Source organism: Ramlibacter sp. MMS24-I3-19 (assembly GCF_050320135.1).
Classification (GTDB): Bacteria; Pseudomonadota; Gammaproteobacteria; order Burkholderiales; family Burkholderiaceae_C; genus Ramlibacter.
In genome coordinates, this window is sequence record NZ_CP190017.1 from 4410647 (window position 1) to 4437643 (window position 26997).

The window sequence follows — 26997 nt, forward strand, 5'->3', positions numbered from 1 at the left end:
TGGCCTCAGGCCCGCTCGCGCAGCGGCGCTGCGTGGATCTCGATCGTGGAGTGCGCGACCTCCGGGTGCTGCGCCAGGCGGCGGCGCACGGCGGCGGCATCCAGCTGCGCATCGCTGGTGAGCAGGGTGATCGCGCACGCGTAGCAGTTGCGGCCCACGCGCCAGACGTGCAGGTCGGTGACGCGGTCGCCCGCGCTCTCGACTGCCTCGCGCACCTCGTCCACGATGGCATGGTCCATCTCGCGGTCGAGCAGCACCTTGCCGGTCTTCACGGTCAGCCCGCGGGCCCACGAGGCGACCAACACGGCGCCGACGATGCCCATCACCGGATCGAGCCACCACCAGCCATACACCCACCCGCCCGCGAGCGCTGCGATGGCCAGCACCGACGTGGCCGCATCGGCCAGCACGTGCACGTACGCCGAACGCAGGTTCAGATCCTGGTGCTGCTCGCCATCGCCGGCTCGCGCATCGGAGGCGCCGTGGTCGTGGTGTGCATGGCCGTGGTCATGGTGGTCGTGACCGTGGTGATGGCCGTGGTCATGTCCGTGGTCGTGGCCATGACCGGTGCGTCCCAGGATGGCCGCACAGGCCAGGTTCACCAGCAGGCCCAGCACGGCGACGAACAGGGCCTCGCGGTAGTGGATGGCCTGCGGCGACAGCAGCCGCTCCAGCGACCCGAACAGCATCAGCGCCGCCACCACGAGCAGCAGGATCGCACTGGTGAAGCCCGCGAGCACTTCGATCTTCCACGTGCCGAAGGCGAATCGCTCGTCGTCCTTGTAGCGGCGCGCCGTCGCGTAGGCGAACACGGCCAGGCCGATCGCCAGCGCGTGCGAGCTCATGTGCCAGCCGTCGGCCAGCAAGGCCATCGAATTGAACCAGTAGCCCGCGGCGATCTCCGCGACCATCGCGAACGCCGTGATCCAGAACACGAGCGTGGTGCTGCGCTCGGCCGCCTCGTCGGCGGTGTGGAAGGCGTGGGACTGGTGCCAGGGAGCGGAAGACGAATCGTGATTGGTGGACATGGTGGATGGGACGCAGCAAGCCAATTGTCGGCGACGTGGCAGGTCTGCCACATCGAGCGAGGCGGCGGCGCCTTCCTACAGCCGAGGCACAGGGCACTGCCGAGAATGGACTGCACCCAACAGGAGCATCCATGCAGCAACAGTTCGAGCAGTCCTCCCTGTTCCCGGGCGAGAGCGAATCCTCCACCCGCCCCGGCGTGTTCGCGCGGACCGCGCGTGCGCTGGCCGCGCGCTTCGTGCGAGGCGCGGTCGACCCGGTCGAGCAGCCTTTCCGCGACAGCGACTTCGAAGCCGAATCGGACTTCTTCGGCCGTCCCCTGGGTGAGCATTGACGAGGCCGCGCGCAACCTGATCTGACAGGGCCCGTTGGAGCCATGAACACGCCGCCGCAGGGATGCGCGGTGATAAGTTCAGCAGGAGCATCTGAGCGGTTGTCGCGGGCAGCACGGGTCGCAGCCCAACGGGGAGCACATGGTCACCAGCAAGACGAACAAGGAAAAATTCGACGCCGTCCAGGTGCTGCGGGCACTCGCTGCCGCGCTGGTGGTGTTCCAGCACGCGGTGATGAACTGGGCCGAGAAGGCCATCGCACCGGGCCCGATCCCGTACTTCCCCGACATGGGGGACTACGGCGTCAAGCTGTTCTTCTGCATCAGCGGCTTCATCATCGTGCACACGGCGACCGCGCTGCCGTCGGGGTGGGACAGCAGCAAGACCTTCTGGCGCCGCCGCATCCGGCGCATCGTTCCGCTGTACTGGATCGTGACGGCCGCCTACCTGGTCAAGACGGTCGCGTCCGGCCAGCACGTGGGGCTTGCCGAGGTCCTGCAGTCGTACTTCTTCATTCCCTACGTGAATCCGCACGGCCTGGTGCAGCCGATCCTGGGCCAGGGATGGTCGTTGAACTACGAGATGCTGTTCTATCTCGCGTTCGGCGCCACGTTCTTCCTGCCGCGGCGCTGGCACGCGCCCGCGGTGGCAGCCCTGATGACGGCGCTCGCGGCTGCACGCGCCTTCGGATGGCTGGGGAATCCTGCCTCGGCCGGCGCCCTGTACTACTGGGCCGACGCCATCGTCCTGTACTTCGTGGCCGGCGTTGTGGCCTGCCTGGTGGCGCAGCAGTGGAGGTCGCGCAAGTGGCCGGGCCTGAGCCAGGGATGGGCAGCGCTCGTGGCGAGCGCCATCGTGGTGGCCTTCGCCGGTTTCGCGCTGCCGGCCGACGAGCCCCTCGCCTTTGGGTGGATGCCGGCGGCCTGCATCGTGCCGCTGCTGCTGTGCATCACCGCCCAGCCACGTCCCATCGGTGCGATCTGGCAGCCCATCGTGATTGCGGGCGACGCGTCGTACTCGACCTACCTCACGCATGGCTTCCTCATGGGCCCGCTGGCGCGCCTGCTGGGCGGCCTGAGCGTCACGGGAAGCCTCGGGTACCACGGCTTTGCCTGGATCTGCGTGGTGGCGTGCACCGCCGCCGGCTACCTCATCTTCGTCGGCCTCGAACGGCCGCTGCACACCGGCAGGTTCCCGCGGCCATTCGGCAAGCGCCGCCCCTCCGTCCTGCAGAGCCACGCCCAGCCGGTCGTGCCGGTCGTGCAGCCGCAGCCGCTGGATAGGGCGCAGTAGCGTTCTTGATGAGCTTCGTCAGCGCCTTACTGACGAGCTGATGCGTCACTGTTCAGCCGCCAAAGCGTAACGACCTGCTCGGCCGTGACGGCGGCGTGTTGCAGCGATGCAGCGCGACAATGACCGCCGCGCTTCGCCTCTCTCCACAGCCGGGTTTCCCTCGTGACTCGGCCATTCCGCGTTGAACCAGCGGGCGCTTCCGTCCCGCAATGCGGAGCTTCAGCGTGAAATACCTCGCACGCCCCAAGCTCATGCTTCCTTACGTTTGTAGTCGGTCACCTACCGGGTTGTAGGACCAGGACGACACTACAGTCACGGCTCCTTGCTGAGCCCTGAGCCCGGCGCCGATTTCAGGCCCGGGTCCAGGACGCAACCAGCACCTGCAATCGGCCCGGCCGCGCGACCCGTCGCGACGCCAGGCCCCTTCTGGAGCCTCATCTTGAAACGTCGCCTCTTCCTCCTCTCCGGTTCCGCCTCCGCCATGGCCACCATGCTGGCCGCCTGCGGTGGTGGCGGCGGCGGCGGAGCCGCCGACGCAGCTGCCGTCGGCAGCGTGGACACGACCGCGGCTGGCTCGACGGTCGGCAGCACGGCCGCGGTGTCGACGCCGGTCCCGGCCCCGGTGACGGCCACTGCCGCACCCGCGACCACCGCACCCGCGACCACCGCACCCGCGAGCACCGCACCCGCTGCTGCCGACGCGGCCGCGTCCACGGCGGGCGGCCTGCCGGCCAAGATCCTGGGCTGCTACTTCACCGCCTGGGACACCTCGTACCGCATCACCGACGTGCCGACCGACTTCAACGTCATCTACCTGTTCAACGCCCAGAACGGCGGCACCAACACCGGTGACGGCTCCTGGACCTGGTCGTTCGCCAACGAGGTGCCCGCGGCGCAGATCCAGCAGGTGCGCCAGCGCGGCCAGAAGGTGATCCTCACGGTCGGCGGTGCAGGCCTGGGCTTCGTCTACACGAACCGCACCCAGTCGACCAACTGCGTCAACTCCATCAAGTCCATCATCAGCCAGCTCGGCGGCATCGACGGCGTCGACTTCAACAACTACGAAGCGGGCATCATGAATTCGGGCAACGTCTCGGCCATGTGCATCGAGATGGTCTGGATCGCGCAGCAGCTGCGCGCGACCTACGGCCCCAACTTCGCCATCACCTCGCCCGCGGGCGCCGCCGGCACCCTGGACGAGAACCTGATGGTGGCGCTGAAGAACGCCGGCCTCCTGACCTACGCGGCGCCCCAGCACTACGACTGGAGCGGCTTCAACGCGGTGGGCTACATCGCGAACTCCGTCGACACGTGGTCGCGCGCGCTGGGCGAGTCGCAGGTCGTCGTCGGCCTGTCGGCGAACTACAGCAACGGACCGTCGCTGAGCGACTGCACGCGCGAGTGGGCCACCATCAAGGCGGCGCACCCGAACATCCGCGGCCTGTTCTGCTGGAGCGCGCAGACCAACATGAGCGGCGGCAACGTCTGGGGCTCCACGATGAAGGCTGCGCTGGCCTGAGCAACCGTCGCGGTCCGTTCACAGCTGGAACGTCAGCCAGCGCAACAGGCCCTCCCCCACCTCGCGCAGCATGCCGACGCGTCGCGGCGCCATGGGATGGGCCGTGGTGCGCACCTGCTCGGCCCACGCGGCATAGCGCGCGATGGCGTCCGCATCGTAGAACGCCACCATCAGTTCGTAGTTGAGGAACAGGCTGCGCTGGTCCAGGTTCAGCGAACCGGCCAGCGCCACGGTGGTGTCCACCACCACCAGCTTGGCATGCACCATGCGCGGCGCGAGCCACACGCGCCCGCCCGCATCGACCAGGTCGCGCAACGCCGAGGGCCGGGCGAGATCCGCGAGCAGGTGATTGGACTTGCGCGGCACCAGCAGCTCGACCTCGACACCGCGTCGCGCCGCCAGCGTGAACGCCATGAGGAGCGCGGGATCCGGCACGAAGTACGGCGTGACCGCGACGATGCGCTCGCGCGCGCTGAAGCAGGCGTCGATCAGCAACTGGTAGAGCGTGTCCTCGGGCTGGTCGGGACCACTGGGAAGCAGTTGCGCCGCCGGGCCGCCCACCGTCGGCGGCTCGACCTGCTCCGCAACCGGCGCGCTCGTCGGCAGCGGTGCATTCGCGGCGATGCCCCAGTCCAGCTCGAACTGGTGCAGCGCCTGCGCCGCCAGCGGCCCGCGCAGGTCGAAGCTCAGGTCGGTCCAGGGCACGCGGCCCCGCGTGCCGGTGAAGTATTCGGCGGCGAGATTGCGACCACCCGTCCACAGCCACTGGCCATCGGCGATGGCCAGCTTGCGGTGGTTGCGCAAATTCACCCGCCCGCGCAGCGGCGACGACCACGGCCGCACGAACAGCCGCACTTCCACGCCGGCCTCGCGCAGCCGCCGCAGGGGCAGCGTGCCGCCGAGGAAGCGGCCCACGCCGTCGACCATCAGCCGCACCCGCAGGCCTTCGCGCGCACGCCGCGCGAGCAGCCGCACGACCGGCTCGCCGATCGCGTCGTGGCCCACGAGGAAACTGGAAACGTCCAGGGTGCGCGTGGCGCCCAGCAGCAGCAGGTGCAGGCGCGCCAGCGCGTCGTCGCCGTCGGCATGCACGTGGAGATCGTCGTACGGCACCGGATCCGGCAGGCCCAGCCCGCGGGCCAGGGCCTGGAAGCGACCACCTGCGGCCGGCACGTCGGTGGCATGTGCCCCCGGCAGTCGATGCGACGGTGCCCGCACCATCTTGCGATTGCCGAACAGGAGGAACACCGGCAGCGCGATGTACGGCATCAGCACCAGCGAGAGCACCCAGCCCAGTGCCGCGGAGGGATGCCGGCGCTGCCGCGTGGCCAGCGAGAGCGACAGGTAGACCAGCACCGCCGCCAGCACCACCAGGGTGTGCAGCGTCAGCCAGTGGCCCGCGCCGAAGTTCTGGGGCATGGAAGGAGCTTACCGTCCGCCGGCGCGCGGGCCGCGTCGCAGCAGGCCGACGAGCCCGCGCGTGTCGGGCGCATCGATCGCGATGCGCACCTCGCGCCCCAGGTCCTCGAGCACCGCTTCGGCGGCCAGCGCCCCTGAGCGCGCCGCGCTCTCCATCGAGCAGGGCAGCGCGGTGTCGGTCCAGTCGCCCGCCACGCAGAGGCCCTCGACCGGCGTGCGGGTGCGCGGCCGCAGGCCCTCGGTGCCGGGCCGCGGTTGCGGCACGGCCATCGGCACGCGGTGCACGCGCGTGTGCAGCACGCGCGCCTGCCGCGCGGCCGGCGCGAACTGCTCGATCTCGCGCATGGTCTGCTCCACGATGCGCTCCTCGGGCCAGTCGGCGCGCACCTGCGGCCCGATGGCATTGCAGGCGATCACCGAGCCCTCGCCCGCCAGCGCGGGCCGGATGCCGGCCAGATCGTAGAAATCGGTGTTCAGGTTCTGCGGCGACCAGGTGCGGGCCCAGAAGCGCTCGCGCGTGATGCGCCGGTCGAACCAGACGTAGGTGCTCTGGTACGGGCTGGGGCGGAAGTAGCGCGCCGCGGTCGCCAGCCCCTGCAGCGCGGCCTCCGGGGAGGCAAGCGCCGCCACGTCCTGCGGCGGGAGCGCGAGCACGCAGCGGCGCGTGGCGATCACGCGGCCGTCGACGGTCTCCAGCCCCACCAGGCGGTCCTCCTCGAGACGCAGCCGCTGCACCCGCGCGCCGAACAGCACCTGGCCCCCCGAGCGCAGCACGGCGCGGCAGCTGCCCGGCACGTACAGCTGGGCCAAGCCGACCTTGGGAAAGCCGAAGTGCCAGCCGCTGCGCCCCAGCATCAGTCGGAACACCCGCAACAACGCGGTGCCCGAGCACTGCTCCAGCGGCACGTTCAGGAGGGCCAGCACCGCCGAACGCCAGAACCAGTCGATCGCGCGTGGCCGCACGCCCATCGCGCGCAGCAGGCCGAGGGCATCCTCGTGGTCGAACTCGCGCGTGCCCTGTTCGTCCAGGCGCGCCGCGCGCCAGGCGATGCGCGTGTGCGACAGCGCATCGCGCATCGACAGCCGCGTCAGCGCGCGCGGGAGCAGTGGCAGGCCATGCAGCGGCGGCGGCAGGCGCCACGAAGGCATGCGCAGCACGCCGCGGCCATCCAGCAGCGTGATGACGGGATCGGGCTGCCACTGCACCTGGTCGTCCTGGTCCAGCCGGTGCAGCATTGCCATGAAGTTCCGGTGCTCGCTGCTCACCACGTGCGGCCCGATGTCCACCTGCAGCCCGGTGGCGTCGTCGGCGCAGCTGCCTGCGCGGCCGCCGGCGTGCGGCGTGCCTTCGAGCACCGTGACCCGCAGGCCCGCATCGGCGAGCGCCAGTGCGCAACGCAGGCCGGCCACGCCGGCCCCCACCACGACCACGTCGCTCATGCGCCGCGCCCTCGCAGCTGCAGGAGGGCACGCACTCGTCGACGTGGATGGGGGTTCCGTTGCACGCGCGAAGCGTAACGACTTGCAGCCGGCGCCGGGGGCCTCAGCAGCGATGCTGCGCGTCAGCGGCCGTTGATGGGTTCACGCCTTCTCGCGGTCGCGTGAAGCGGCCTAGCCCTGCCACACGGCGTAGCCCGCGCGGCGCAGCGCGATCCCCAGCTCCACCTCCATCCGGCGCGCCTCGTCGTACGTCATGGGGTTGTAGCGCTCGTACAGCTCGGGCCGCAGGCGCAGTCCCCACTGCTGGACGAAGCGGTTCGCCTGGATGCCGGCCTTGTGCTTGTCGAAGCGCACGTCGGGATCGAGCCCGGTCATGCCTACGTAGACCAGCGGCTTGCCCAGCACGTGGTCGGGATTGGCGCGCCGGAACCTCGCGGCGTTCCACACGCGGTCGTCCAGTTCGACGACGTACACGTGGTAATGCGGGTGGCCCATCGCCGGCATTGTCCGCGTGGAATGAGAAGGGGCTGCCGCGGCAGCCCTTCCTCGATCGGCCGTGCCGGGCTCAGGCCGGCGCCGGCCAGCCGTGGCGTAGCGAGCGCGTCGCGATGCGCAGCGCGCGGCGCAGGAACACGGGATTGCCGTTGACGTAGCGGTCCCACAGGCGGCGCGGCTCGCGCCCGAGGCGGAACGCCCATTCGAAGCCCGCCTCGCGCACCCACTGCGGCGCGCGCGGCGTCTTGCCACCGAGGAAATCGATGATGGCGCCGCCGCACACCACGAGGCAGGAGAAGCCGAGGGCCGCACGCAGCGCGACCGCCACCTCTTCCTGCTTGGGCATGCCCATCCCGAGCACGATGACGCGCGGCCGGTGCTTCGCCGCGAGCCGGATGTAGTCACCGAGTTCCAGGAAGCCATCCGCCGTGATGCACGGGCTGCGGGGAGCGAGGCGCGTGCGCACCGCCTCGCGTGCCTGCTGCAGCCACGGGTCGCGGGTGCCGAAGAGCGCGATGGTCTCGCCGTCGGCGCGCGCAATGAGCTGCGGGATCAGGTCCGTGCCATTGAGGTTCTGGCCGGGGAGCTGGTTGAGCAGCTGCATCAGCAGCGACACGCCGATGCCGTCGCGCACCACCACGTCGGCCGACATCAGCGCCTGGTAGAACGGCTCCGATTCGGCCACCATGTTCATGGCATGCGCGTTGACGAATGCCAGCACCCGTGCCTCGCCGGGGCGCAGCAGCCAGTCGAGCAGCTGCTCCTCGCCCTGCGGCGTGTGCACGCGCGCCATGGTTCGCACCAGCTGGTACCACCGCATCTGCCAGCCCGGCGTCGCGGGCCCCGGCATCAGACCGCTCCCGCGCCGTTGAGGACCGCGCCGACGACGCTGACGCCGAATTCGCGCAGGTCTTCGGACAGCTTGATCACGCGCGGCATCGAGCTGCGGTCACGGCAGGTGACCATCAGCGCGGCACCGGCGCGTGCGGCGACGGTGCTGGCGTCGGCCCACGAGGCGGCCGGCGGCGTGTCGACCAGGATCACCTCGTACATGCCGCGCAGCGACTGCACCAGGCGCTGGAAGCCGGGACGGGACAGCAGCTCCTGCGGGTTGGGCGGGAGCACGCCCGCGGGCAGCACGGTGAGGCCGGGCAGCTGCGGGATCTCGCACATCACCTCGGCGCCCGCGCGGCCGGCCAGCAGGGCCGACAGGCCGATCTTGCCGGGCACGCCGAAGATGCGGTGCTGGCGCGGCTTGCGCAGGTCGGCGTCGATCACCAGCGTGCGCTTGCCCATCTGCGAGAACAGCACGGCGAGGTTCGCCGTGATGTAGCTGCGGCCTTCGCCGGAGCCGGGGCTCACGATGGCCAGGGCGGCCGGATTGCTGTCGTTCTCGAACCACCGCAGCATCAGCTGCGCACGCAGGCTGCGCAGGTGCTCGACGGCCGGGCTGTCCGGCTCGTAGGCGGCGACCAGGTCCTTGCCGAGGCCGGCGTCGGGCGACAGGCTGGCATGGCCGAACTGGCGGGCGAGCGCCTGGCGCACGTCCTCGTCGGTGAGCAGGCCCATCGAGATGCCTGCCTCGCCGAACGGCAGGCCGACCTTCTTCTGGTAGTCGTGGATGCGCTCGGCCTCGTCGGCGGTGATGCGGCCGGCTTCGACCAGCAGCCCGCCAATGGGCATGCTGGCTTCGCGCGCGGGACCGATCAGGTCCAGGTCGCGGTGCAGGGGAAGGATCTGGCTGTTCATGCGACGCTCCCACGGTAGGCCAGCGCCGGCCGCGAGGGCGCGTGCGCGAGGCGAGCCAGGGCTGCGGCGCCGTTGTGGGCCGGCACCGTGGCCAGGATTGGCAAGTGCGTGGCCAGCGACAGGTCGTCGACAGAGCGCACGCGGCGATTGAGGAGTTCCATCAGGATGGCGCCTGCCAGGGCAAGCAGCAGTCCGATGGCGGCAGCGACGGCGAGTGCGACCTTGGTGGTCGGACCCTTGGCCTCGAGCGGTTCGATGGCGGTGGCCAGGCGCTGGATGTTGGTCTGGTTGGTCAGGGCCTGCAGCTTGGACTGCGAGGCGCGCTCGGCCACGGCTTCATAGGCCTTCTGCGCGGTGTCCACGTCCTTGCGCAGCACGGACAGTTCGTCGCGGTAGCGGTTGAACTGCATCACGCGGGCACGCTGTGCGTTGACGGCGCCCTGCAGCTCGCGCTCGCGGGCGCGGCCGACCTCGTAGGCGGTGTTGATCGACGAGCCGATGCTGCCGGTCTCGGCACCCAGGCGCGACTTCATCGCGCGCAGTTCGTCCTGCATCCGGATCATCTGCGGGTGGCGTGCGCCCAGGTTGGCGCTGGCCTCCTGGATGCGCGCTTCCTGCCGCGCGATGTCGGCCTTGAGGCTGTTGATCAGCGGGCTGGACATGGTCTCGGCGACGCTGGACGCGCCAGCGTTGCGCTTGTTGGCGACGTCGGTGAGCTGGCCCTGCACCATGGTGAGCTGCGAGGACAGCTCGTTCAGGCGCTGGGTCTCCATGTCGATGCCATCGGCGCTGATGACGCCGGTCTTCTGCTGGTACGCGGTGAGGCGGCCCTGTGCCTGCTCCAGGCGGTCACGGGCGAACTTCAGCTGCTCGTCGAACCAGCTGGCGTACTTCTTGGCCGGATCGGTCTTGATGTCCAGCGCGATGTCCAGATAGGCCTGCGAGAAGGCGTTGGCCACCTTCGCCGCCTCCTGCGGGCTGCGGCCCGTCCAGGTGACGTTGATGATGTTGCTCTCGCGGGCGGGCTTGACCTCCAGGCCGGCCTGCAGGTCGCTGGCGAGCCAGGCCTTCAGGTTGCCGCGGCCGCCGGTGGCCTTCTTCCAGTCCTCGACGGACTTCGGGTCCTTCTCGAGGCCGAGCATGTCGACCACGCGCTCGGCGACGCGGTCGCTGCGCGCGATGTCGATCTGGGTGGCCATGTAGGCCGCCGGGACGATGCTCTGGTAGGTGGGCTGCGCGAGCGGGTCCTGCGAGCGGATGTCCACCAGGATCGGCGCGCGCGCCGTGTAGTAGCTGGGTCGCAGCAGCACCCAGGCGAGCGCCAGCGCGATCGTGCCGAGGAAGATCGCGAGGAACAGCATGCGCCGGGCGCGCAGGATCGAGAGGAATTGGGTCAGGTTCATGGCGACTTGCTTTCGTTCAGAACAGGCTTTCGCGCACGAAGATGACGTCGTTCGGCAGCACGGGATCGCTGAGCCTCGCATCCGTCTCCACCTGGCGGCCGTCGGGCCCGACGCGCGTGAGGCGCAGGCGGTTCAGGCTGCCGCGGGGGGTGGGACCGCCGCCCTGGGCCACCGCCTGCTGCACGGTCATGCCGCGCTCGATGCGGTAGGGGCCGGGACGCTGGGCCTCGCCGTAGATGTAGTAGACCGGTGCCTTGTTGACGAAGATGGTGTCGCCGCCCTGGACCAGGATGTCGTCCTGGCCGCGGGAGTTGAGGAACAGCCCCGGGATGTCGATCACCTTGCGGAACGGCTGGTTGTTGCGCGTGCCGGTGACGATCAGCGTGTCGTCGCCCATGGGCGTGACGCCGCCGGCCGCCGCGAGCATGTCGCTCACCCGCGTGTTGGTGGTCTCCAACGGGAAGCGGCCGGGCTTCTGCACCTGCCCGAGCACCGCGATCTGGTTGCCTCGGACCTGCAGCAGGACGATGTTGACCTGCGGCTGCTTGAGGAAGTTGCCGCTGCGAAGCGCGGAGGCAATCTTCTTCTCGGCCTCGCCGATCGTGGTGCCGCCAAGTTCGACGGCCCCGATCAGCGGGTAGTTGATCGTGCCCTGTTCGGACACGCGTGTCTCGACGGTCAGGTCGGGGTTCTGGTAGACCTGGACCCGGATCTGGTCACCGGCCCCCAGCTTGTAGTCGGCGCCGACGGGGGCGTTGCCGCCACCACCGGCTCCGGAGGGCGCCCCGGCGGCAACCCCTTGGGCCGCCGCCAGAGCGACCCAGGTCGCCATCACGAGCAACCCGATCCATCGAAACACTCTGCACATGTCACTCTCCCTTGTAAACCTGCGGTCTGGCGCCGCTACGGTCGGGGGAGGCCGTTAAAGCGTGAGCTTCACGGCCAGCCCGATCACGTTGGCGCGGTAGTTGAATCCAGGAAGCGACGACGAACGCCGCTCGTTGCGGTACTGGCCCGACACGCCGATCGTGCGGCGCACCTGCCAGTCGACACCGATCGCCGCGACGTCGAACTTGTCGGTGCGGCCCACGTCCAGCGGGGCGCCCGTCACGTCGACGAACTTGCGGTTCTCGTGCTCGAGACGGAAGTTGACCGAGGTCAGCTCCGTTGCGCGCCACACGGGCGCGATGTAGTAGCGGTCGCTCTCCTGGTGGCCACCGGTGCCTCCCAGGTAGCTGGCCAGGTCGTGCGAGTAGCCGGCCACCAGGCGCGTCTTGGGCGTGGCATCCCAGATCGCCGACAGCGAACCGGTCGTGCCGTCGAAGTTGCGCGACGGGGCGGCGTCGTGCTCGCGCTTGAACTTCGCGATGCGGCCGTCGAGGGCGGTCTTGGGCGACAGCACGTAGTGCGCGACCAGTTCGGTCTCGTCGTCCTTGAAGCTCGGTGCCAGGCCGACGCGGTAGTCGCCGGTGCCGTGGCGATAGCGGCCAGTGAGCGTGGAGCCGGTGGCCGACTCGTACTGCACACCGACTCGGGCGCTGTTGATGCTCGGGTCGCCGTCCCAGCTGACCGCCGGATCGGTGCTCGTGGCCTGGAAGTGCTGCGCGCCGGCGAGCAGGCGCCAGGCGGCGCCGAACTTGTAGCGGCCTTCGACCAGTTCGTTGCGCTCGGTGCGGCGGTTGATCGTGCCGGCCAGCGAACCGGGAACGCCGGGGGCGCTGTTGATGGTGACGTCGCGGAACTGGCGGCGGTCGGCACTGGCCACGCCGTCGATCACGTTGCCCAGCGCGAAGTACCAGGCCGCGGCGTAGTTCACCGTGTTGTACTTGGTCGAGAGCTTGTCGAAGTCGTAGTGGTCGAACTCGCCGTCGACGACCACGCGCTGCAGCCCGTAGCGCTTGTTGAAGCGCAGGCCCAGGCCCAGTTGCGTGATGGTGTCCGAGGTCTTCGGACCCGAGGTGCGCGTGACGTTGCTGTCACGCTCGATGCCGGCAATCGCGCGCGGGTGGAAGCCCTCGCGCTCGGCCTCGCTGTAGGTGCCGGAGACCGGCGGGAACGGCTGCGAGATCGATGCCGCGGGCGACATCGGGACCACCACCGAACCACCCATCGGCGTGGACATCGGCTGTCCTGCCGGCTGGGCGGCCGATTCGCCCAGTTGCCCGCCGGGCGACTGGAGGGTGGTCTGCGCATGCAGTGCCACGGCGGGCAGCATGCAGGCTGCCGCGGTCACGGTCAGCAGGGGCCGGAACGAAGGTTTCTTCATTTGGTGTTCACTCACAAACGCCCGGCGACTCGATGCGGTCGAACCGTCTCATCGTTGCGCGCGGGTTACGGGCGGACAATGGCTCATTGGTGCTAGTGCTCAATAAGCCGCGCCGTCCTTGAACACCAGGCGGACCGTCTTCCAGATGATGTGGAGGTCCAGCCGCAGGGACCAGTTTCGCAGATAGTCGAGGTCGCAGCGAATGCGCGCTTCCATCTTCTCCAGCGAATCGGTCTCGCCGCGATAGCCGTTCACCTGGGCCCATCCCGTGATTCCGGGTTTGACCTTATGGCGGATCATGTAGCTCTTGATCAGCGGTCGATAGAACTCGTTGTGCGCGACCGCGTGCGGCCGCGGCCCCACGATGCTCATGCGCCCCTGCAGCACGTTGATGAACTGCGGCAACTCATCCATGGATGTCTTGCGCAGGAAGCGGCCGAGGGGCGTGACGCGGTTGTCGTCCTTGCGCGCCTGCGTCACCACGGGGCCGTCCTCGGTCACCGTCATCGAGCGGAACTTGTAGACGATGATCTCCTGGCCCCACACGCCATAGCGGCGCTGGCGGAAGATCACGGGCCCCGGCGACGTGAGCTTGATGGCCGCGGCGATGCCCAGCATCAGCGGCGACAGCAGTAGCAGGATTGCAACAGCGAGCACCACGTCGCTGCCACGCTTGAGCACCGCGTTGGGACCGCGGAACGGCGTCTCGCACACCGAGATCACGGGCAGGCCGCAGATCGAGTCGGTACGTCCCTGGATCAGGTCGGTCACGAACATGTCGGGCACGAAGTAGACGGAGGCCGTGGTGTCCTTCAGCGCGTCGAGCAGTTGCTTGATGCGCGGCTGCGAGGCCATCGGCAGCGACAGGTACACCAGCTGCACGCGCTGCTTCTTCACGTAGTCGGTGAGCTCGTCGATGCGGCCCAGCATGCGGTGGCGGTTGCGGCCGTGGATGCGATCGGGCGTGCGGTCGTCGAAGAACCCGAGCAGCTCCACGCCCGTGTAGTGCGCCATCGCCAGGCGATCGGCGAGCGAGCCGCCCTGCTCGTTCATGCCCACCACGACGGCGCGCAGCGGCGGTCCTTGCAGGCGCACGATGCTCGGCGCGGCCTGGCGCAACGCCCAGTGCGACAGCAACTGCGCGACCGGTGCGAGCCAGAGCCAGTGCATCACGATGTCGCGCGAGTAGTCCTCGAGGTGGCCCGTGGCATAGCCCATGGCCACCAGCAGGCTGCAGGTCCAGGCCCACGCGAGCACCGTGTCGACGACCACGCGCGGCGCCGAAGCGCGCAGCTGCGGCCGCCCGGGATACGCGAGCGCGAACGCGAGGATGGAGACCACCAGCCAGCGCGGCGCCAGCGTGCCCTCGAAGATCCACACCAGCAGCCACAGCGCGGCGACCGTGGCGAGCGGCTCGACGAACGCCTCGAATGCACTCAGCAGCCGGCTGTGGCTGAACACCGCGGGGCCGGGCAGCTCGGGGGCGGGCGGCGGCGCGCTGGCCGACGTGGTCGTGGCGCCGAGGACGCGATCCACTTCAGGCATAGGTGGCCATCCGGGTCAGCTTGGCCACGGCCTGGGCGCGATTGCTCACGTCCAGCTTGCTGAAGATGCTCTTCATGTGGTTCTTCACCGTGAACTCGCTGATATGCAGGATGCAGCCGATCTCCGGATTTGTCTTGCCCATCGCGACCCAGACCATGATCTGGCGCTCGCGCTCCGAGAGCTGGCCGAGCCGCACGACGAGCTGCTCCACCTGGTTGCGCTCGGCGCCCGGCTGGCGCATCGGCGCGGGCGCCATGCGGCGCAGGGCCGAATCGATGAAGGGCACCAGCAGCTTCAGCGCCGCGGCACCGCCCGCGGGCGCGAGGCCGCTGCTCAGGGCGGCGAAGATGCGCTCACCGCCGAGGCGTGCGTCGCCCACGCCGTGCACCAGCGCGGTCTGCATGCCGGGGACGCCGGGCGACGGAGCCCAGCCCTGGTCGGCTTCGCCGAGCAGTTGCCCGCTGCTGCCGATGTCCAGCTGGCAGGGCTGCGACATCGCAGCCACCCAGCAGTCGCGGAAGTAGTTGACCAGCGGCGCGATGCGCGTCGCCGGGCACAGGTGCGTGCGCAGGCCAGGCAGGCTCGACACGATGTCGTACTGCAGGTCGCCATTGCGGAAATCGCCCCAGCCCACCAGCAGGATCTGGTGCGGCAGCCACTGCTGCACCTCGCCCTGCAGCCAGCGCCACAGGTCGGCGTGGGTGCGGAGGGTGGCACCCTGCCCTGCGATCTTCAGAAACTGCACCGGATCCATCTCCGGCATCGCGGACACCACGTTCATGCTGCTCTCCCTGCCCGCCTCGTCGCGGTATTCAACTTTCGACACACTTGTTGCGGCCTCCGATGCACCTGTCGTGTGACGGGATTCGTGGGCGCGCAACCCTGTGTAAATGCCGTTGCCCGTCAGCCACGCTCCACTTGCACCGCTTGCGCAGCTTGTGCCAAGGGGTGCCGAGACACGTGTTTGCTTGCGAACTCCAGCCATGCAGCGATGGTGTGAAAAATGGACATGCCTGCGGGGTAGGCTCCCCACTTCGCTTGCTGTCGGTAACTGCGCACCTCGTTGTCCGATGAATCCGACACAGCGGTCAGGTAACCGCCACCCGCAAGCCGCTACACGACGCAACCCTGCCCCACGAAGTGTTCGCCGCAGCAGAGTCACGATGGAGCCTCATCCGTGCACGACGTCGCATGCGCGCGTCGCGCGGCGCCATCGCAATGCAGCGCATGTGCCTGCAACGCGCGGCACGGACGCATGAAGGACAACGGCCGGGCTGGGCCCGGCCGTCGTCGTTGCGATTCAGCTTGGTGTCAGAAGCGCGGCAGGTCGCCGATGCGGCGGCCGGGACGCTCCTCGTCGAGCGCGAGCGTCTCGACGCCTTCGGGCAGCACGTCGACCTTCACCTCCGGTCCCGGCTGCAGGCCGCCCTCGTCGTCGGGGAACATGCTGATGACCGTGTCGCCTTCGACGAGCCGGTCCACCACCTCGGTCACGCGGGTGGGCGAAGGGCGCAGGTCCCAGCGCGCCGCGGTCGCGTCGACCAGGCCCATCATGGCCTCGACGATCTGCGTGCCGGCGTAGCGAAGCGCGGTGATTCCGTAGGTGGCTCTCTCTGCCATGGCGGGATTGTGGTCGGGGCACGGCAGGGGCAGGACAGGGATTCACCACAACACGCGTGGGAGCGCTCCGACGAGGCACCGCTACACTGGCCCGCGCCATGGAGTCGACGTCCCCATCCACGCCGGTACCGCTGAGCCAGGCGCACGTGCGTCGCCTGCGCGAGGTCTATCGTTCCGCGGGCTGGCCCTGCCAGGACCTGCTGGAGATCGAGTTGCTGGCCGCAGGCCTGCTCGATCGCGTGCTGGCCCCCAGCGGCCACGAATCGGTGCGGGTGACCGCGGCCGGCCTGGCCCAGGTGGCGATCGGTGCGCAGCGCAATCGCGCACGGCTGTCGCAGCACGAGGCCCTGGTGGAGCGCGTCGCGCGCGAGATGGGGCGCGCGGGACGCATCGCGTGGCGCGGGTTGTCGCTGCGCGCGCAGGTCCCGGGTGGCGAGAGCGAAGGCGCGATGCAGTGGTGCATGTGCAAGCCCGATGTCTTCTCGATCCGCAACACTTCGGTTGCGGATTACGTCGAGCCCGTGGTGCACGAGGTGAAGGTGCGTCGCAGCGACCTGCTCGCGGACCTGCGCCTCGCGGCCAAGCGCGCGGCCTATCTCGACCTGGGCGAATGCTGGTACGTGCTGGGTGCCGATGCGCGCGGGCGCTGCATCGGCGCGCCCGACGAGATCCCCGAGGACTGCGGCGTGCTCATGGTTGAAGGCGATCGCCTGGTCGTGGCGCGGCCTGCGGCACGCGCGCGCCGTGCCGCCCTGCCTTTCGGCGTGTGGATGGCGCTCGCCAAGGCGACTCCCGTGGCGGGCTTGGACGAAGGCTGCCAGGGACTGCTGGCAGCGAACGACGCCTAGACCAGGCGCGCCATGGGCGGGCGCTGGCGCGGGTGCTCCGAGTGCCCCTCGTCCGGCTCGGGCGGGTGCGCGTGCTCCCTGTCCTTCGACGGGTGCTTCGGCTCCGGGTTGGCGGGCTTGGGCGGCTGCACCGGCTCGGGCTCCGGCGTCGGCGTGCCGGTGCTCATTCCGGTTTGGGCGCAGGCTCGTCGCGTCCCATTTCCCAGCGCTCGGCCTCGTCGGCCGCGGGCGTCGGGATGTCGTCCTCCATCCAGAGCTCGGGCTCTTCGCGATCGAGGCGGGGCGGAATGGGTGCGTGCATGCGGATCTCCTGGATATGTCAGATCGGGGGCGGCTTGGGCATCGGGTCCTCGGGTTCGGCCGCGGGAGGTTGCGGTCCGAACTCCGGTTCCACCGGAAGCCGGCTTGGATTGGGTGCGGGGGCGTCGGGCTCGTCCTCTTCGCCCGCGTCGGGTTCCACCGGATGCGTGGCCATGCGACTCACCAGTCCGTCAGAACTCGCTCTTGGCCCACAGCGACGGATCGACAGGTGTCGAGTCGCCGGTGTCGGCCTGCGGTCGTGGCGCAGCCGCGAGCGCGCCGGGCGGCGAGCAGCCGTCGTCCAGCTGGGGCGGCGACGATGGCGCCGGCTGCAGGGTCGGGTCGAGCGGGTCAGGGGTCATGGCGGGCTGTCCGTGAAGGCGATCCATCGTGCGCCCTGGGGATCGGCCGGCCATTCGGCGTGGATGCCAACGGGCTGTCGGCACGCGCCGACGCGCCCGGTCAGGCGCTTTCTTCCGCTGCGTGGTCCGGCTCGGACTGCGCTTCGGGCTGCTGCGCGGGCTGCACCGGGTCGTGCGTGTAGGGCATGTGCGGCAGGCCGATGAGGGACTGCAGGACAGCATGCGCGCGATCCATGTCGCAGCCGATCATCGCGAGCGCCACCTCGTGACCGGGCTCGTCGCGTGCGACCTTCACGTAGGCGGCGCGCAGGCGCTGGTAGTCCTCCTCGGCACGGGCCAGTTCATTCTGGGCCGCGAGGATCTTCGCGTAGTCGGCACGGCTGTAGCGCATGCGGGGGATCGTAGGGAGCGGGCCGCTGCGTCGCTGTAGGACAACACAGCGAGAGCGCGAAGGTGCGTGGCCGGGCTGCAATGGATCAGCCGATGCTCAGTCGGCCTCAGCCGTCTGCTCAGGCACTTCGACCGGCACGACCTCGACCGGCGCGAGACCTTGCTTGCGCTGCAGGCCGATCTTCTCGGCCGTGGCGGGCGAGAGGTCGACGATGCGACCGTCGACGTAGGGCCCACGATCCTCGATGGTGACCAGCGCGCTCTTGCCCGTGTCCAGGTTGGTCACGCGGGCCTTGGTCCCCAGAGGCAGCGTCCTGCTCGCGGCGTTGTCGTCGTTGGGATCCATGCGCCGCCCGTTGGCCATCTTGCGGCCGAAAAACTCGCGGCCATAGAACGAAGCCTTGCCGACCTGGCGCTTGGCGGCAGCAGGCTTGGCTCGCTGGGCCGCCTTCGCAGAATCGCCCCCCTCATGCGGCGTATGGGCGGCGGGTTCGGCGGTCGCCATTGCAGTGGCGAATGCAAGGCCAGTCAGGGCGGCAAGCCTCGGGACGGTGTGAAGCACGTGCATCGGAATCTCCTGCGGCAACGCGAGGTTGCGAATTGCAGGCGAGTCTCCGAAGCGTCCAGTGCCGAGCACGTCCGCGCGGGCCGGCGGCTGGCGTAGGACATGCCGGCTCGGCCACTCGCGCCGACTTGAAGTAGCACGGCAAGAAAAAGGGCCAACCGGAACCGGTTGACCCTTGAAGATTTTGGCGGAGTGGACGGGACTCGAACCCGCGACCCCCGGCGTGACAGGCCGGTATTCTAACCAACTGAACTACCACTCCACGTGGTGCGGCGTTCCCCCGGATCAAGTCCGGGGCAAGTGCCTGCCACTTGTGCCTTGCTTCACTTGCGTGAATCTTGGCGACCCTACGGGGATTCGAACCCCGGTACTCACCGTGAAAGGGTGATGTCCTAGGCCTCTAGACGATAGGGTCGAAACCTTGGAACGCGCTATTGGCGCTACCTGAACTTCCGCGACACCTTGCCTGGTGGAGGTAAGCGGGATCGAACCGCTGACCTCTTGCATGCCATGCAAGCGCTCTCCCAGCTGAGCTATACCCCCGCTCGGTGTCGAGCCTCGAATTCTACACCGAAAAATCAGGCCGCCGACAGTCGCTGCAGCACGATGTCGCGTGGCATCAGTTCCAGCACGGCGTCCAGCGACGGCGTCTGCGCCGTCCCGAGCACCAGGACGCGCACGGGCATCGCCAGCTGCGGCATCTTGAGCCCCGTCGCGCGCAGCACCTCCTTGATGCTGTCGCCGATCGCAGCCTTGTCCCACGCGACACCTTCGAGCATGCGCGCCAGCATCGACAAGGCCGGCCGCACGCCCTCGGTAATGTGCTTGGCCTTGTCGTCGGCGCCGGGCTGCACGGGCAGGTAGAAGCGCGACGCCCAGTCGACCAGCACCAGCGTCGTGTCGCAGCGGTCCTTGAACAGGCCGCAGATGCGCGGCAGGCGATCGTCGGGTGCGACGCCGCGCTTGCGCAGTTGCTCGGCCACGAGCAGCGCCAGCACGCGGTCGTCCATCAGCTTCATGTGCTGGGCATTCACCCAGCGCAGCTTGGCCTCGTCGAACTGCGCGGCGCTCTTGCCCAGGTGGTCGAGGTCGAACCACTGCAGGAACTGCTGGCGGCTGAAGATCTCCTCGTCCCCGTGCGACCAGCCGAGGCGCGCGAGGTAGTTCACCACGGCGTCGGCCAGGAAGCCCTCGTCGCGGAACTGCGTGACGGGCTTGGCGCCGTTGCGCTTGCTCATCTTCTCGCCACGTTCGTTGAGCACCGTGGGCAGGTGCGCGTACACGGGCGGCTCCTGCCCGAGCGCGCGGAAGATGTTGATCTGGCGCGGCGTGTTGTTCACGTGGTCGTCGCCGCGGATCACGTGCGTGATGCGCATGTCGATGTCGTCCACCACCACGCAGAAGTTGTACGTGGGCGTGCCGTCGGGACGCGCGATCACCAGGTCGTCGAGTTCCTCGTTGCTGATCTCGATGCGGCCCTTGACCTTGTCGTCCCAGGCTACGACGCCCGACAGCGGATTGCGGAAGCGCAGGACCGGCTGCACGCCTTCCGGCGGCTGCGGCAACTGCTTGCCCGGCTCGGGCCGCCAGGTGCCGTCGTAGCGCGGCTTCTCCTTGTTGGCCATCTGCCGCTCGCGCAGCGCGTCGAGCTCGGCGACGCTCATGTAGCAGGGATAGACCAGCCCCTTGTCCTGCATCTCGCGCAGGACCTGCTTGTAGCGGTCCATGCGCTGCATCTGGTAGTACGGACCCTCGTCGTGGTCCAGTCCCAGCCAGGCCATGCCCTCGAGGATGACGTCGACGGCCGCCTGCGACGAGCGCTCGAGGTCGGTGTCCTCGATGCGTAGGATGAAGGTGCCCCCTTGCGAGCGCGCGAACGCCCACGGGTAGAGCGCCGAGCGGATGTTGCCGAGATGGATGAAGCCCGTCGGCGACGGGGCAAAACGTGTTCTGACGGTCACAGCTTGTCCAGCCCGCGCAGCAGGTCGGCTTTCAGGTCGTCGATATGTTCCAGGCCCACGGCCACGCGGATCAGGCCCTGCCCGATGCCCGCGGCCTGCCGCTGCTCCTCGGTCAGTCGCCCGTGCGACGTGGTGGCCGAGTGGCTGATGATGGTCTTGGTGTCGCCCAGGTTGGTGGCGATGCTCATGAGCTGCGTGCTGTCGATCACCTGGAAGGCGTTCGCGCGCAGCGACTGCGGATCGGTGCCGCGCACGTCGAACGACAGGACCGCGCCGCCCAGGCCCGACTGCTGGCGCATCGCCAGCGCGTGTTGCGAATGCGATTCGAGTCCGGGGTAGTACACGCGCGTGACGGCCGGATGCGATTCGAGGAAGCGTGCGACGGCCAGCGCGTTGGCGCACTGCGCCCGCATGCGGATGCCCAGCGTCTCCAGGCCCTTGAGCACCACCCATGCGTTGAACGGCGCGAGCGTCATGCCAGCCGTGCGCACGATGGGTGCGAACACCTCGTTGACCAGCTTGGCCGGCCCGCAGATGGCACCCGCCATCACGCGGCCTTGCCCGTCCAGGTACTTGGTGCCCGAATGGATCACGAGGTCGGCGCCCAGCTCCGTCGGGCGCTGCAGCGCCGGCGAGCAGAAGCAGTTGTCGACGGTGAGCCGCGCGCCCGCGGAATGCGCAAGGTCGGCCAGCGCGCGGATGTCGCAGACGTCGGTGAGCGGGTTGGTCGGCGTCTCCGCGAACAGCAGCTTGGTGTTCGGCCGCAGGGCCGCCTTCCACTCGCTCAGGTCGGTCTGCGACACGAAGGTGGACTCGACGCCGAACTTGCCGAACTCCTTGGCAAACAGGTTCAGCGTGGAGCCGAACACCGATCGCGAGCAGACCACGTGGTCGCCCGCTTTCAGGAGGCCCATGCCGAGCAGCAGGATGGCCGCCATGCCGGTGGACGTGGCGATCGCGGCTTCCGTGCCCTCCATCGCCGCGAGCCGTTGCTCGAACGTGGTGACGGTGGGGTTGGAGGTGCGGCCGTAGGTGTAGCCCTCCTGCGGATTCGCGAAGCGCTGCGCCGACGTCTGCGCATCGGGCTGCACGAAGCCGCTGGTGAGGAACAGCGCTTCGGAGTTCTCGCCCCACTGGCTCGGCGGAAGGCCGGCACGGACGGCGAGCGTGTCGCGATGCAGGCCGGGAGGAAGCGTCTTGCCTTGCATGGTCAAGCCTCCTGCGCGTTGGGCAGCGCGAGCCGCGAGGTGGTCTCCTCCAGCGGATCTTCCTGGCCGATGCGCGCCTCGTTGATCTTCGCGATGTCGTCCGGGTTGATGTCACCGGTGACGTACACGCCGTCGAAGCACGACGCGTCGAAGCCGTCGAGCGTGATGCCCGGCGTGGCCGCCTTCATCACGGCGCGCTTCATGCCCTCGACGTCCTGGTAGATCAGCGCGTCGCAGCCGATGATCTGCCGCACCTCTTCGACAGTGCGGCCGTAGGCAACGAGCTCGCTCGCGGTCGGCATGTCGATGCCGTAGACATTGGGAAAGCGCACCGGCGGCGCAGCGCTGGCGAGGTAGACCTTCCTCGCGCCCGCATCGCGCGCCATCTGCACGATCTCGCGGCTGGTGGTGCCACGCACGATGGAATCGTCGACCAGCAGCACGTTGCGGCCCTTGAACTCGCTGGCGATCACGTTGAGCTTCTGGCGCACCGACTTCTTGCGCACGCCCTGCCCCGGCATGATGAAGGTGCGGCCGACGTAGCGGTTCTTCACGAAGCCCTCGCGGTACGGCACGCCCAGCAGGTGCGCCAGCTGCGTGGCGCTGGGACGGCTGGACTCGGGGATCGGGATGATCACGTCGATCTCGTTCGGCGGGACCGTGGAGACCACGCGCTTGGCCAGCGTCTCGCCCAGGTTCAGCCGGACCTGGTAGACCGAGATGCCGTCCAGCACCGAGTCGGGCCGCGCCAGGTACACGTACTCGAAGATGCACGGCTGCAGCTTGGGATGCTCGGCGCACTGGCGCGCATGCATCTGGCCCTGCAGGTCGATGAACACGGCCTCGCCCGGCTCGACGTGGCGCTCGAAGGTGTGTCCGGTGCCTTCCAGCGAGACCGACTCGCTGGCCACCATCAGCGTGCCGTCCTTGCCGCGCCCGATGGACAGGGGCCGGATGCCGTGCGGATCGCGGAACGCCAGCAAGCCGTGGCCGGCGATCAGGGCCACCACGGCGTACGAGCCGCGCAGGCGCTTGTGCATGGCAGCGACCGCGGCGAACACGTCGTGCACCTGCAGCGGCACGCCGCGCGTGGATTTCTCCAGCTCGTGCGCCAGCACGTTGAGCAGCACCTCGGAATCGCTCTCGGTGTTGATGTGGCGGTGGTCGGTGGAGAACAGCTCGGCCTTCAGCGCCTGCGCATTGGTGAGGTTGCCGTTGTGGACCAGCACGATGCCGAACGGCGCGTTGACGTAGAAGGGTTGCGCCTCTTCCTCGCTGTAGGCGTTGCCCGCGGTCGGATAGCGCACCTGGCCGAGGCCCGAGTTGCCCGGCAGCGCGCGCATGTTGCGGGTGCGGAAGACGTCGCGCACCATGCCCTTGGCCTTGTGCATGAAGAACTTGCGGCCCTGCTGGGTGACGATGCCGGCCGCGTCCTGGCCGCGGTGCTGCAGCAGCAGCAGCGCGTCGTAGATCAGCTGGTTGACGGGGGCGCCACTGACGACGCCGACGATTCCACACATGGCTTGCTCGCCTTCTCTTCAGTTCATTCGGGCAGGTACTGCACGAAACGCTCGGGCACCATCGGCCGCAAGCCCTTGAGCGCCGTCGTCGACACGGCGGCGCCCTTCGATCCGGTCCACCACGCATCCTTGCGCAGCGGCGTCATGTTCACCACCACCGCCAGGGCAAGCAGCAGCACCACGCCGCGCACCACCCCGAACGCCGCGCCCAGCGCGCGGTCCACCGGCCGCAGCCCGGTCGATTCCACCAGCCGCCGCATGCTCCACGCGAGCAGCCCGCCGAGGAACACCGCAAGGATGAACACCACCGCGAAGCCCGCCGCGTACCGCAGCGGTTCGCTCGCATTGCCGATCGGCAGCCATCCACCCACGCGCGCAGCCAGCCACTGTGCCAGCAAGAACGCCGCGATCCAGCTCAGCACCGCGAGCACCTCGTAGACCAGGCCCCGCAGCAGCCCGAGCAGCAACGACACCAGCAGCACCGCGATGAACACCCAGTCGAGCGGCGCCATGCACCGCCCTCACAGCGTGAGGATCGCCGCGGGAAGGTCCAGCGCCTTGATCCGGCTGGCGGCCTTGTCGGCATCCGCGCGGTTGGCGAACGGCCCCACCCGCACCCGGATGCGCCTGCCGTCGTGGGTCTCGGCCACCTGCGTGTACGTCTTGAGGCCCGCCTTCTCCACGCGCTGGCGGGCTTCACGCGCCTTGCCGACATCCGAGAACGCGCCGACCTGCACGATGAAGCGCCCGTCGGCCTGCGATGCCGCCGGCTTCGGCTCGGCCTGGGCCCGCGCGCTCTCCTTGGCGGGCTTGGCTGGTTCGACGGGCTTGGGCGCGGGCTCCGTCTTTGCCTGCTGCACGGCGGCGGCCTTCGCGGGCTCCGACGTGGTGGCCGCGGGGGCGGCGGCTGAGGCCGGCGGCTTGGCTGGCGCAGGTGTCGAAGCAGGCGCAGCGGCGACCTTGGTCGGCGCGGGGGGCGCGGCTTCGCTGACCGCGCCCTGCGCATGCGGCTGCGGTGGCGCGGGCAGGGGCTTGGCCTTCGCGCGATCCGGAATCTCGATCGGAATGTCGACGGCAACCGGGCGCGGCTGCGTGTCGAACAGAAGCGGGAAACCGACGATGGCCACGAGGACCAGGACGGCCGCGCCGATCAGGCGATGGCGCGCACGGCGCCGCAGGGCTTCCACGCTTTCGGGCTGGGCCGTCGCGGCCGGCGCCGCATCGGCGCTCTTGCGGAACTTGAAGAAAGCCATGGAGCGTGTGGCGGTCAGGAGCCCAGGTGCCGGGCCTGGAGGCGGGGCAGTCCGCCCTGGAGCACGCCACCCACGGTGAAGAACGATCCGAAGACCAGGATTCTATCAGTGGGGTCCGCGGCCTCGACCGCAGCGCGCAGGGCATCCCCGGGCGATGCATGGGTGCTGGCAGTCACGTCCTTGCGCTGGGTCCTGGCCTGCCACAAGGCTTGCAGCAATGCCGCCGCGGCGGCGCGTTGCGTGGGCAGGTCGCAGAAGTACCAGCGGTCCACCAGCGGGTCCATGCGCCGCAGCATCTCGCCCAGGTCCTTGTCGCCCATGGCGCCGAACACCGCATGCGTGGTCGGGTAGAACCCCATTGCATCGAGGTTGGCCGCGAGCGCCGCGGTCGCATGCGGGTTGTGGGCGACGTCCAGCACCAGCGCGGGCTGGCCCGGCACGATCTGGAACCGGCCAGGGAGTTCGACCATCGCCAGCCCATTGCGCACGGCCTGCGCAGTCACGGGAACGCGGTCGCGCAGCGCCGTCAGTGCGGCCAGCACGCCCGAGGCGTTGATCAACTGGTTGGCGCCACGCAGCGCCGGATAGCCCAGTCCCGCGTAGCGGCGACCGCGCCCGGCCCAGCCCCACTGCTGCTTGTCGCCGGAGAAGTTGTAGTCGCGCCCGAGCAGCCAGAGGTCGACGCCGAGTTCTTCCGCGGCCGCGAGCACGCTGCGCGGCGGCACCGGGTCGCTCACCACCGCAGGCCGGCCGGCACGCAGGATGCCGGCCTTCTCGCGGCCGATCGCCTCGCGATCGGGGCCGAGGAATTCCTGGTGGTCGATGTCGACGCTGGTGATCACCGCGCAATCGGCATCGATGATGTTCACCGCGTCGAGCCGGCCCCCCAGTCCCACTTCCAGCACCACGAGATCCAGTTCGCTCGCGGCCAGCAGGCTCAGGATCGCCAGCGTGGTGAACTCGAAATACGTCAGCTGCACGTCCTGCCGGGCGGCCTCGACGCGCTCGAAGTGGGGCACGAGCGAGTCGGCGGTCACCACCTCGCCGCGGACGCGGCAACGCTCCTCGAAATGCACCAGGTGCGGCGAGGTGTAGACGCCGGTCTTCCAGCCGGCCTGCAGGGCGATCGCTTCCAGCATCGCGCAGGTCGAGCCCTTGCCGTTGGTGCCGGCGACGGTGACGACGGGGCAGCGGAAGGCAAGCTCGAGACGGTCGGCCACCGCGCGCACGCGATCGAGGCCGAGCGCGATGGTCTTGGGATGCAATCGCTCGCAGTGCGCGAGCCAGTCCTGCAGGGTCTGCATGCGCCGATTGTCGTCGCAGGCGGCGTGGCGTCCCGCACGACAATCGGCCGCATGGAACCCACCGTCTACGGCATCCCCAACTGCGACACCGTGAAGAAAGCACGGGCCTGGCTCGATGCGCAGGGCATCGCCTACCGCTTCCACGACTTCAAGAAGGCCGGCGTGCCGCCCGAACGGCTGGCGGCTTGGGTCCGCGAGCTGGGCTGGGAGCCGCTGCTCAATCGCCAGGGCACCACGTGGCGCAAGCTCGATCCGACGGTGCAGGCCCAGGCCGCGGACCAGGACGGCGCCACGCGGCTGATGCTGGCGCAGCCCAGCGTGATCAAGCGGCCGGTGGTCGAATGGCCGGGCCGCACGAGCGTCGGATTCCAACCCGCCGTGTGGCAAAACTGGATCGCGGAGCGCTGATTCAGGAATTTTTACCGTGCCTTTACCCCTCAGTCAGGCAGCACTGGTTGAGAGTGCCTAAACTTTCCCCATCCGTCGCAAACGCAGCGAGGTTCACATGAAGAAGGCTCTCCTCCTCTCTGGCCGGTCTCGGCGCCGTGGGCGTGGCCCAGGCGCAGGAAGTCGGCCGCGTGCTCTCCACCACCCCGGTGATCCAGCAGGTGGCGGTGCCGCGCCAGGTCTGCAGCAACCAGCAGGTCGCGGTCGAACAGCCCAAGAGTGGCGCAGGTGCCGCGATGGGCGCCATCGCCGGCGGTGTCGTGGGCAACCAGGTCGGCCACGGTGGTGGGCGTGCCGCCGCCACGGTGCTGGGCCTGGTGGGCGGCGCCATCCTGGGCGACCGCATCGAGGGCCCCTCGGCCCCGCAGGTGCAGACCGTCCAGAACTGCACCACGCAGACCTTCTACGAGAACCGCACCGCGGCCTACAACGTGGTCTACGAGTACGCGGGCAAGCAGTACAACGTGCAGCTGCCGTACGACCCGGGTCCGACCATCCGCCTGCAGGTCACGCCGGTCGGCGCCGCGCAGCAGCCTGCCGCACCCGGCCCGATGCCCGGGCAGCCGATGACCGAAGCCGAGCCGGCGGTCGTGCCCGCGGCCTATCCGGTGTATGCGTACCCCGCGCCGGCGCCGTACTACCGCCCGTACTACGCGGCGCCGCTGTCGCTCAGCTTCGGCTACGTGCACCACGGCGGCCACTGGCGCTGAAGCCGGCAGCTGCGGCTGCACG

At 69.4% G+C, this 26997-nt stretch carries 30 protein-coding genes and 3 tRNA genes; 6 read left to right on the forward strand and 27 right to left on the reverse strand.

Features of this window, described 5'->3' with window-relative positions; all coding sequences use genetic code 11:
- Positions 1-5 precede the first annotated feature (5 nt).
- Positions 6-1028 (reverse strand): CDF family Co(II)/Ni(II) efflux transporter DmeF, encoded by a 1023-nt coding sequence (dmeF, locus tag ACPWT1_RS21835; protein ID WP_427913227.1) that lies wholly within the window; start codon positions 1026-1028, stop codon positions 6-8.
- A gap of 131 nt (positions 1029-1159) precedes the next feature.
- On the opposite strand from dmeF, the gene ACPWT1_RS21840 reads away from it, so the two are divergent.
- From ACPWT1_RS21840 to ACPWT1_RS21850, 3 genes are all read left to right on the forward strand, one after another.
- Positions 1160-1360 carry a hypothetical protein gene (locus tag ACPWT1_RS21840; protein ID WP_427913228.1) on the forward strand — a complete coding sequence of 67 codons (201 nt, stop codon included), beginning with the start codon at positions 1160-1162 and terminating at the stop codon, positions 1358-1360.
- Positions 1361-1499: 139 nt separating this feature from the next.
- Complete coding sequence (locus ACPWT1_RS21845; protein ID WP_427913229.1) at positions 1500-2651, forward strand: acyltransferase family protein; 1152 nt, start codon at positions 1500-1502, stop codon at positions 2649-2651.
- Between the two features lie 439 nt (positions 2652-3090).
- Positions 3091-4170 carry a hypothetical protein gene (locus ACPWT1_RS21850; RefSeq protein WP_427913230.1) on the forward strand — a complete coding sequence of 360 codons (1080 nt, stop codon included), beginning with the start codon at positions 3091-3093 and terminating at the stop codon, positions 4168-4170.
- Between the two features lie 18 nt (positions 4171-4188).
- Here ACPWT1_RS21850 and ACPWT1_RS21855 read toward each other — a convergent pair whose 3' ends face one another.
- The 11 genes from ACPWT1_RS21855 to ACPWT1_RS21905 form a co-directional block, all read right to left on the reverse strand.
- Entirely contained in the window at positions 4189-5589 is a 1401-nt protein-coding gene (locus tag ACPWT1_RS21855) for a phospholipase D-like domain-containing protein (RefSeq protein WP_427913231.1), read from the reverse strand.
- Between the two features lie 9 nt (positions 5590-5598).
- Positions 5599-7029 (reverse strand): hydroxysqualene dehydroxylase, encoded by a 1431-nt coding sequence (locus ACPWT1_RS21860; RefSeq protein WP_427913232.1) that lies wholly within the window; start codon positions 7027-7029, stop codon positions 5599-5601.
- 171 nt (positions 7030-7200) lie between these two features.
- Positions 7201-7524, reverse strand: coding sequence for a hypothetical protein (locus ACPWT1_RS21865; RefSeq protein ID WP_427913233.1), 324 nt, complete (start codon positions 7522-7524; stop codon positions 7201-7203).
- A gap of 70 nt (positions 7525-7594) precedes the next feature.
- Positions 7595-8374 (reverse strand): WecB/TagA/CpsF family glycosyltransferase, encoded by a 780-nt coding sequence (locus tag ACPWT1_RS21870; protein WP_427913234.1) that lies wholly within the window; start codon positions 8372-8374, stop codon positions 7595-7597.
- The gene (gene epsG, locus ACPWT1_RS21875; RefSeq protein WP_427913235.1) at positions 8374-9273 is read right to left on the reverse strand and encodes a chain length determinant protein tyrosine kinase EpsG; all 900 of its coding nucleotides are present in this window, start codon (positions 9271-9273) and stop codon (positions 8374-8376) included. Before epsG ends, ACPWT1_RS21870 begins: the two co-directional genes overlap by 1 nt.
- A complete protein-coding gene (gene epsF, locus ACPWT1_RS21880; RefSeq protein WP_427913236.1) occupies positions 9270-10676 on the reverse strand; it encodes a chain length determinant protein EpsF in 1407 nt (468 codons plus the stop codon). The genes epsG and epsF overlap by 4 nt, the downstream gene beginning before the upstream one ends.
- Positions 10677-10692: 16 nt before the next feature.
- A complete protein-coding gene (gene epsE, locus ACPWT1_RS21885) occupies positions 10693-11544 on the reverse strand; it encodes a polysaccharide export protein EpsE (protein ID WP_427913237.1) in 852 nt (283 codons plus the stop codon).
- Between the two features lie 54 nt (positions 11545-11598).
- On the reverse strand, positions 11599-12942 hold the full coding sequence (locus tag ACPWT1_RS21890; protein WP_427913238.1) for a hypothetical protein: 1344 nt from the start codon (positions 12940-12942) through the stop codon (positions 11599-11601).
- Positions 12943-13041: 99 nt separating this feature from the next.
- Positions 13042-14487 carry an undecaprenyl-phosphate glucose phosphotransferase gene (locus ACPWT1_RS21895; protein WP_427913239.1) on the reverse strand — a complete coding sequence of 482 codons (1446 nt, stop codon included), beginning with the start codon at positions 14485-14487 and terminating at the stop codon, positions 13042-13044.
- Entirely contained in the window at positions 14480-15268 is a 789-nt protein-coding gene (epsA, locus tag ACPWT1_RS21900; protein WP_427913240.1) for an XrtB/PEP-CTERM-associated transcriptional regulator EpsA, read from the reverse strand. Before epsA ends, ACPWT1_RS21895 begins: the two co-directional genes overlap by 8 nt.
- Before the next feature lie 530 nt (positions 15269-15798).
- On the reverse strand, positions 15799-16107 hold the full coding sequence (locus ACPWT1_RS21905) for a hypothetical protein (RefSeq protein WP_427913241.1): 309 nt from the start codon (positions 16105-16107) through the stop codon (positions 15799-15801).
- Between the two features lie 98 nt (positions 16108-16205).
- Between ACPWT1_RS21905 and ACPWT1_RS21910 the strand changes: the two genes are divergently transcribed.
- On the forward strand, positions 16206-16955 hold the full coding sequence (locus ACPWT1_RS21910; RefSeq protein WP_427913242.1) for a hypothetical protein: 750 nt from the start codon (positions 16206-16208) through the stop codon (positions 16953-16955).
- On the opposite strand, the gene ACPWT1_RS21915 is transcribed toward ACPWT1_RS21910, so the two are convergent.
- The 15 genes from ACPWT1_RS21915 to folC all read right to left on the reverse strand — a co-directional run bounded on the left by ACPWT1_RS21915 (position 16952) and on the right by folC (position 25818).
- On the reverse strand, positions 16952-17122 hold the full coding sequence (locus ACPWT1_RS21915; protein ID WP_427913243.1) for a hypothetical protein: 171 nt from the start codon (positions 17120-17122) through the stop codon (positions 16952-16954). The genes ACPWT1_RS21910 and ACPWT1_RS21915 overlap by 4 nt on opposite strands.
- Positions 17119-17256, reverse strand: a complete 138-nt coding sequence (locus ACPWT1_RS21920; RefSeq protein WP_427913244.1) for a hypothetical protein — start codon at positions 17254-17256, stop codon at positions 17119-17121. The genes ACPWT1_RS21915 and ACPWT1_RS21920 overlap by 4 nt, the downstream gene beginning before the upstream one ends.
- Positions 17257-17274: 18 nt before the next feature.
- Complete coding sequence (locus ACPWT1_RS21925; RefSeq protein WP_427913245.1) at positions 17275-17430, reverse strand: hypothetical protein; 156 nt, start codon at positions 17428-17430, stop codon at positions 17275-17277.
- Between the two features lie 16 nt (positions 17431-17446).
- Positions 17447-17617 (reverse strand): hypothetical protein, encoded by a 171-nt coding sequence (locus ACPWT1_RS21930; protein WP_427913246.1) that lies wholly within the window; start codon positions 17615-17617, stop codon positions 17447-17449.
- Between the two features lie 100 nt (positions 17618-17717).
- Entirely contained in the window at positions 17718-18008 is a 291-nt protein-coding gene (locus ACPWT1_RS21935) for a hypothetical protein (RefSeq protein WP_427913247.1), read from the reverse strand.
- Positions 18009-18104: 96 nt separating this feature from the next.
- A complete protein-coding gene (locus ACPWT1_RS21940) occupies positions 18105-18512 on the reverse strand; it encodes a septal ring lytic transglycosylase RlpA family protein (protein ID WP_427913248.1) in 408 nt (135 codons plus the stop codon).
- Between the two features lie 245 nt (positions 18513-18757).
- Positions 18758-18834: transfer RNA gene (locus ACPWT1_RS21945), tRNA-Asp, on the reverse strand.
- 77 nt (positions 18835-18911) lie between these two features.
- Positions 18912-18987 (reverse strand) — tRNA-Glu (locus ACPWT1_RS21950).
- A gap of 52 nt (positions 18988-19039) precedes the next feature.
- Positions 19040-19115 (reverse strand) — tRNA-Ala (locus ACPWT1_RS21955).
- Between the two features lie 35 nt (positions 19116-19150).
- Entirely contained in the window at positions 19151-20533 is a 1383-nt protein-coding gene (gene gltX / locus ACPWT1_RS21960) for a glutamate--tRNA ligase (RefSeq protein WP_427913249.1), read from the reverse strand.
- The gene (locus tag ACPWT1_RS21965) at positions 20530-21741 is read right to left on the reverse strand and encodes an O-succinylhomoserine sulfhydrylase (RefSeq protein WP_427913250.1); all 1212 of its coding nucleotides are present in this window, start codon (positions 21739-21741) and stop codon (positions 20530-20532) included. The genes gltX and ACPWT1_RS21965 overlap by 4 nt, the downstream gene beginning before the upstream one ends.
- 2 nt (positions 21742-21743) lie before the next feature.
- Positions 21744-23261, reverse strand: a complete 1518-nt coding sequence (gene purF / locus ACPWT1_RS21970) for an amidophosphoribosyltransferase (protein WP_427913251.1) — start codon at positions 23259-23261, stop codon at positions 21744-21746.
- A 23-nt stretch (positions 23262-23284) separates the two neighbouring features.
- Positions 23285-23773 carry a CvpA family protein gene (locus ACPWT1_RS21975; RefSeq protein ID WP_427913252.1) on the reverse strand — a complete coding sequence of 163 codons (489 nt, stop codon included), beginning with the start codon at positions 23771-23773 and terminating at the stop codon, positions 23285-23287.
- 9 nt (positions 23774-23782) lie between these two features.
- Entirely contained in the window at positions 23783-24514 is a 732-nt protein-coding gene (locus ACPWT1_RS21980; RefSeq protein WP_427913253.1) for an SPOR domain-containing protein, read from the reverse strand.
- 14 nt (positions 24515-24528) lie between these two features.
- Positions 24529-25818, reverse strand: coding sequence for a bifunctional tetrahydrofolate synthase/dihydrofolate synthase (folC, locus tag ACPWT1_RS21985; RefSeq protein ID WP_427913254.1), 1290 nt, complete (start codon positions 25816-25818; stop codon positions 24529-24531).
- Between the two features lie 51 nt (positions 25819-25869).
- On the opposite strand from folC, the gene ACPWT1_RS21990 reads away from it, so the two are divergent.
- Positions 25870-26226: an ArsC family reductase gene (locus ACPWT1_RS21990; RefSeq protein ID WP_427913255.1), complete on the forward strand. Its 357-nt coding sequence runs from the start codon at positions 25870-25872 to the stop codon at positions 26224-26226.
- A gap of 170 nt (positions 26227-26396) precedes the next feature.
- Entirely contained in the window at positions 26397-26975 is a 579-nt protein-coding gene (locus ACPWT1_RS21995; protein WP_427913256.1) for a glycine zipper 2TM domain-containing protein, read from the forward strand.
- Positions 26976-26997: the final 22 nt, after the last annotated feature.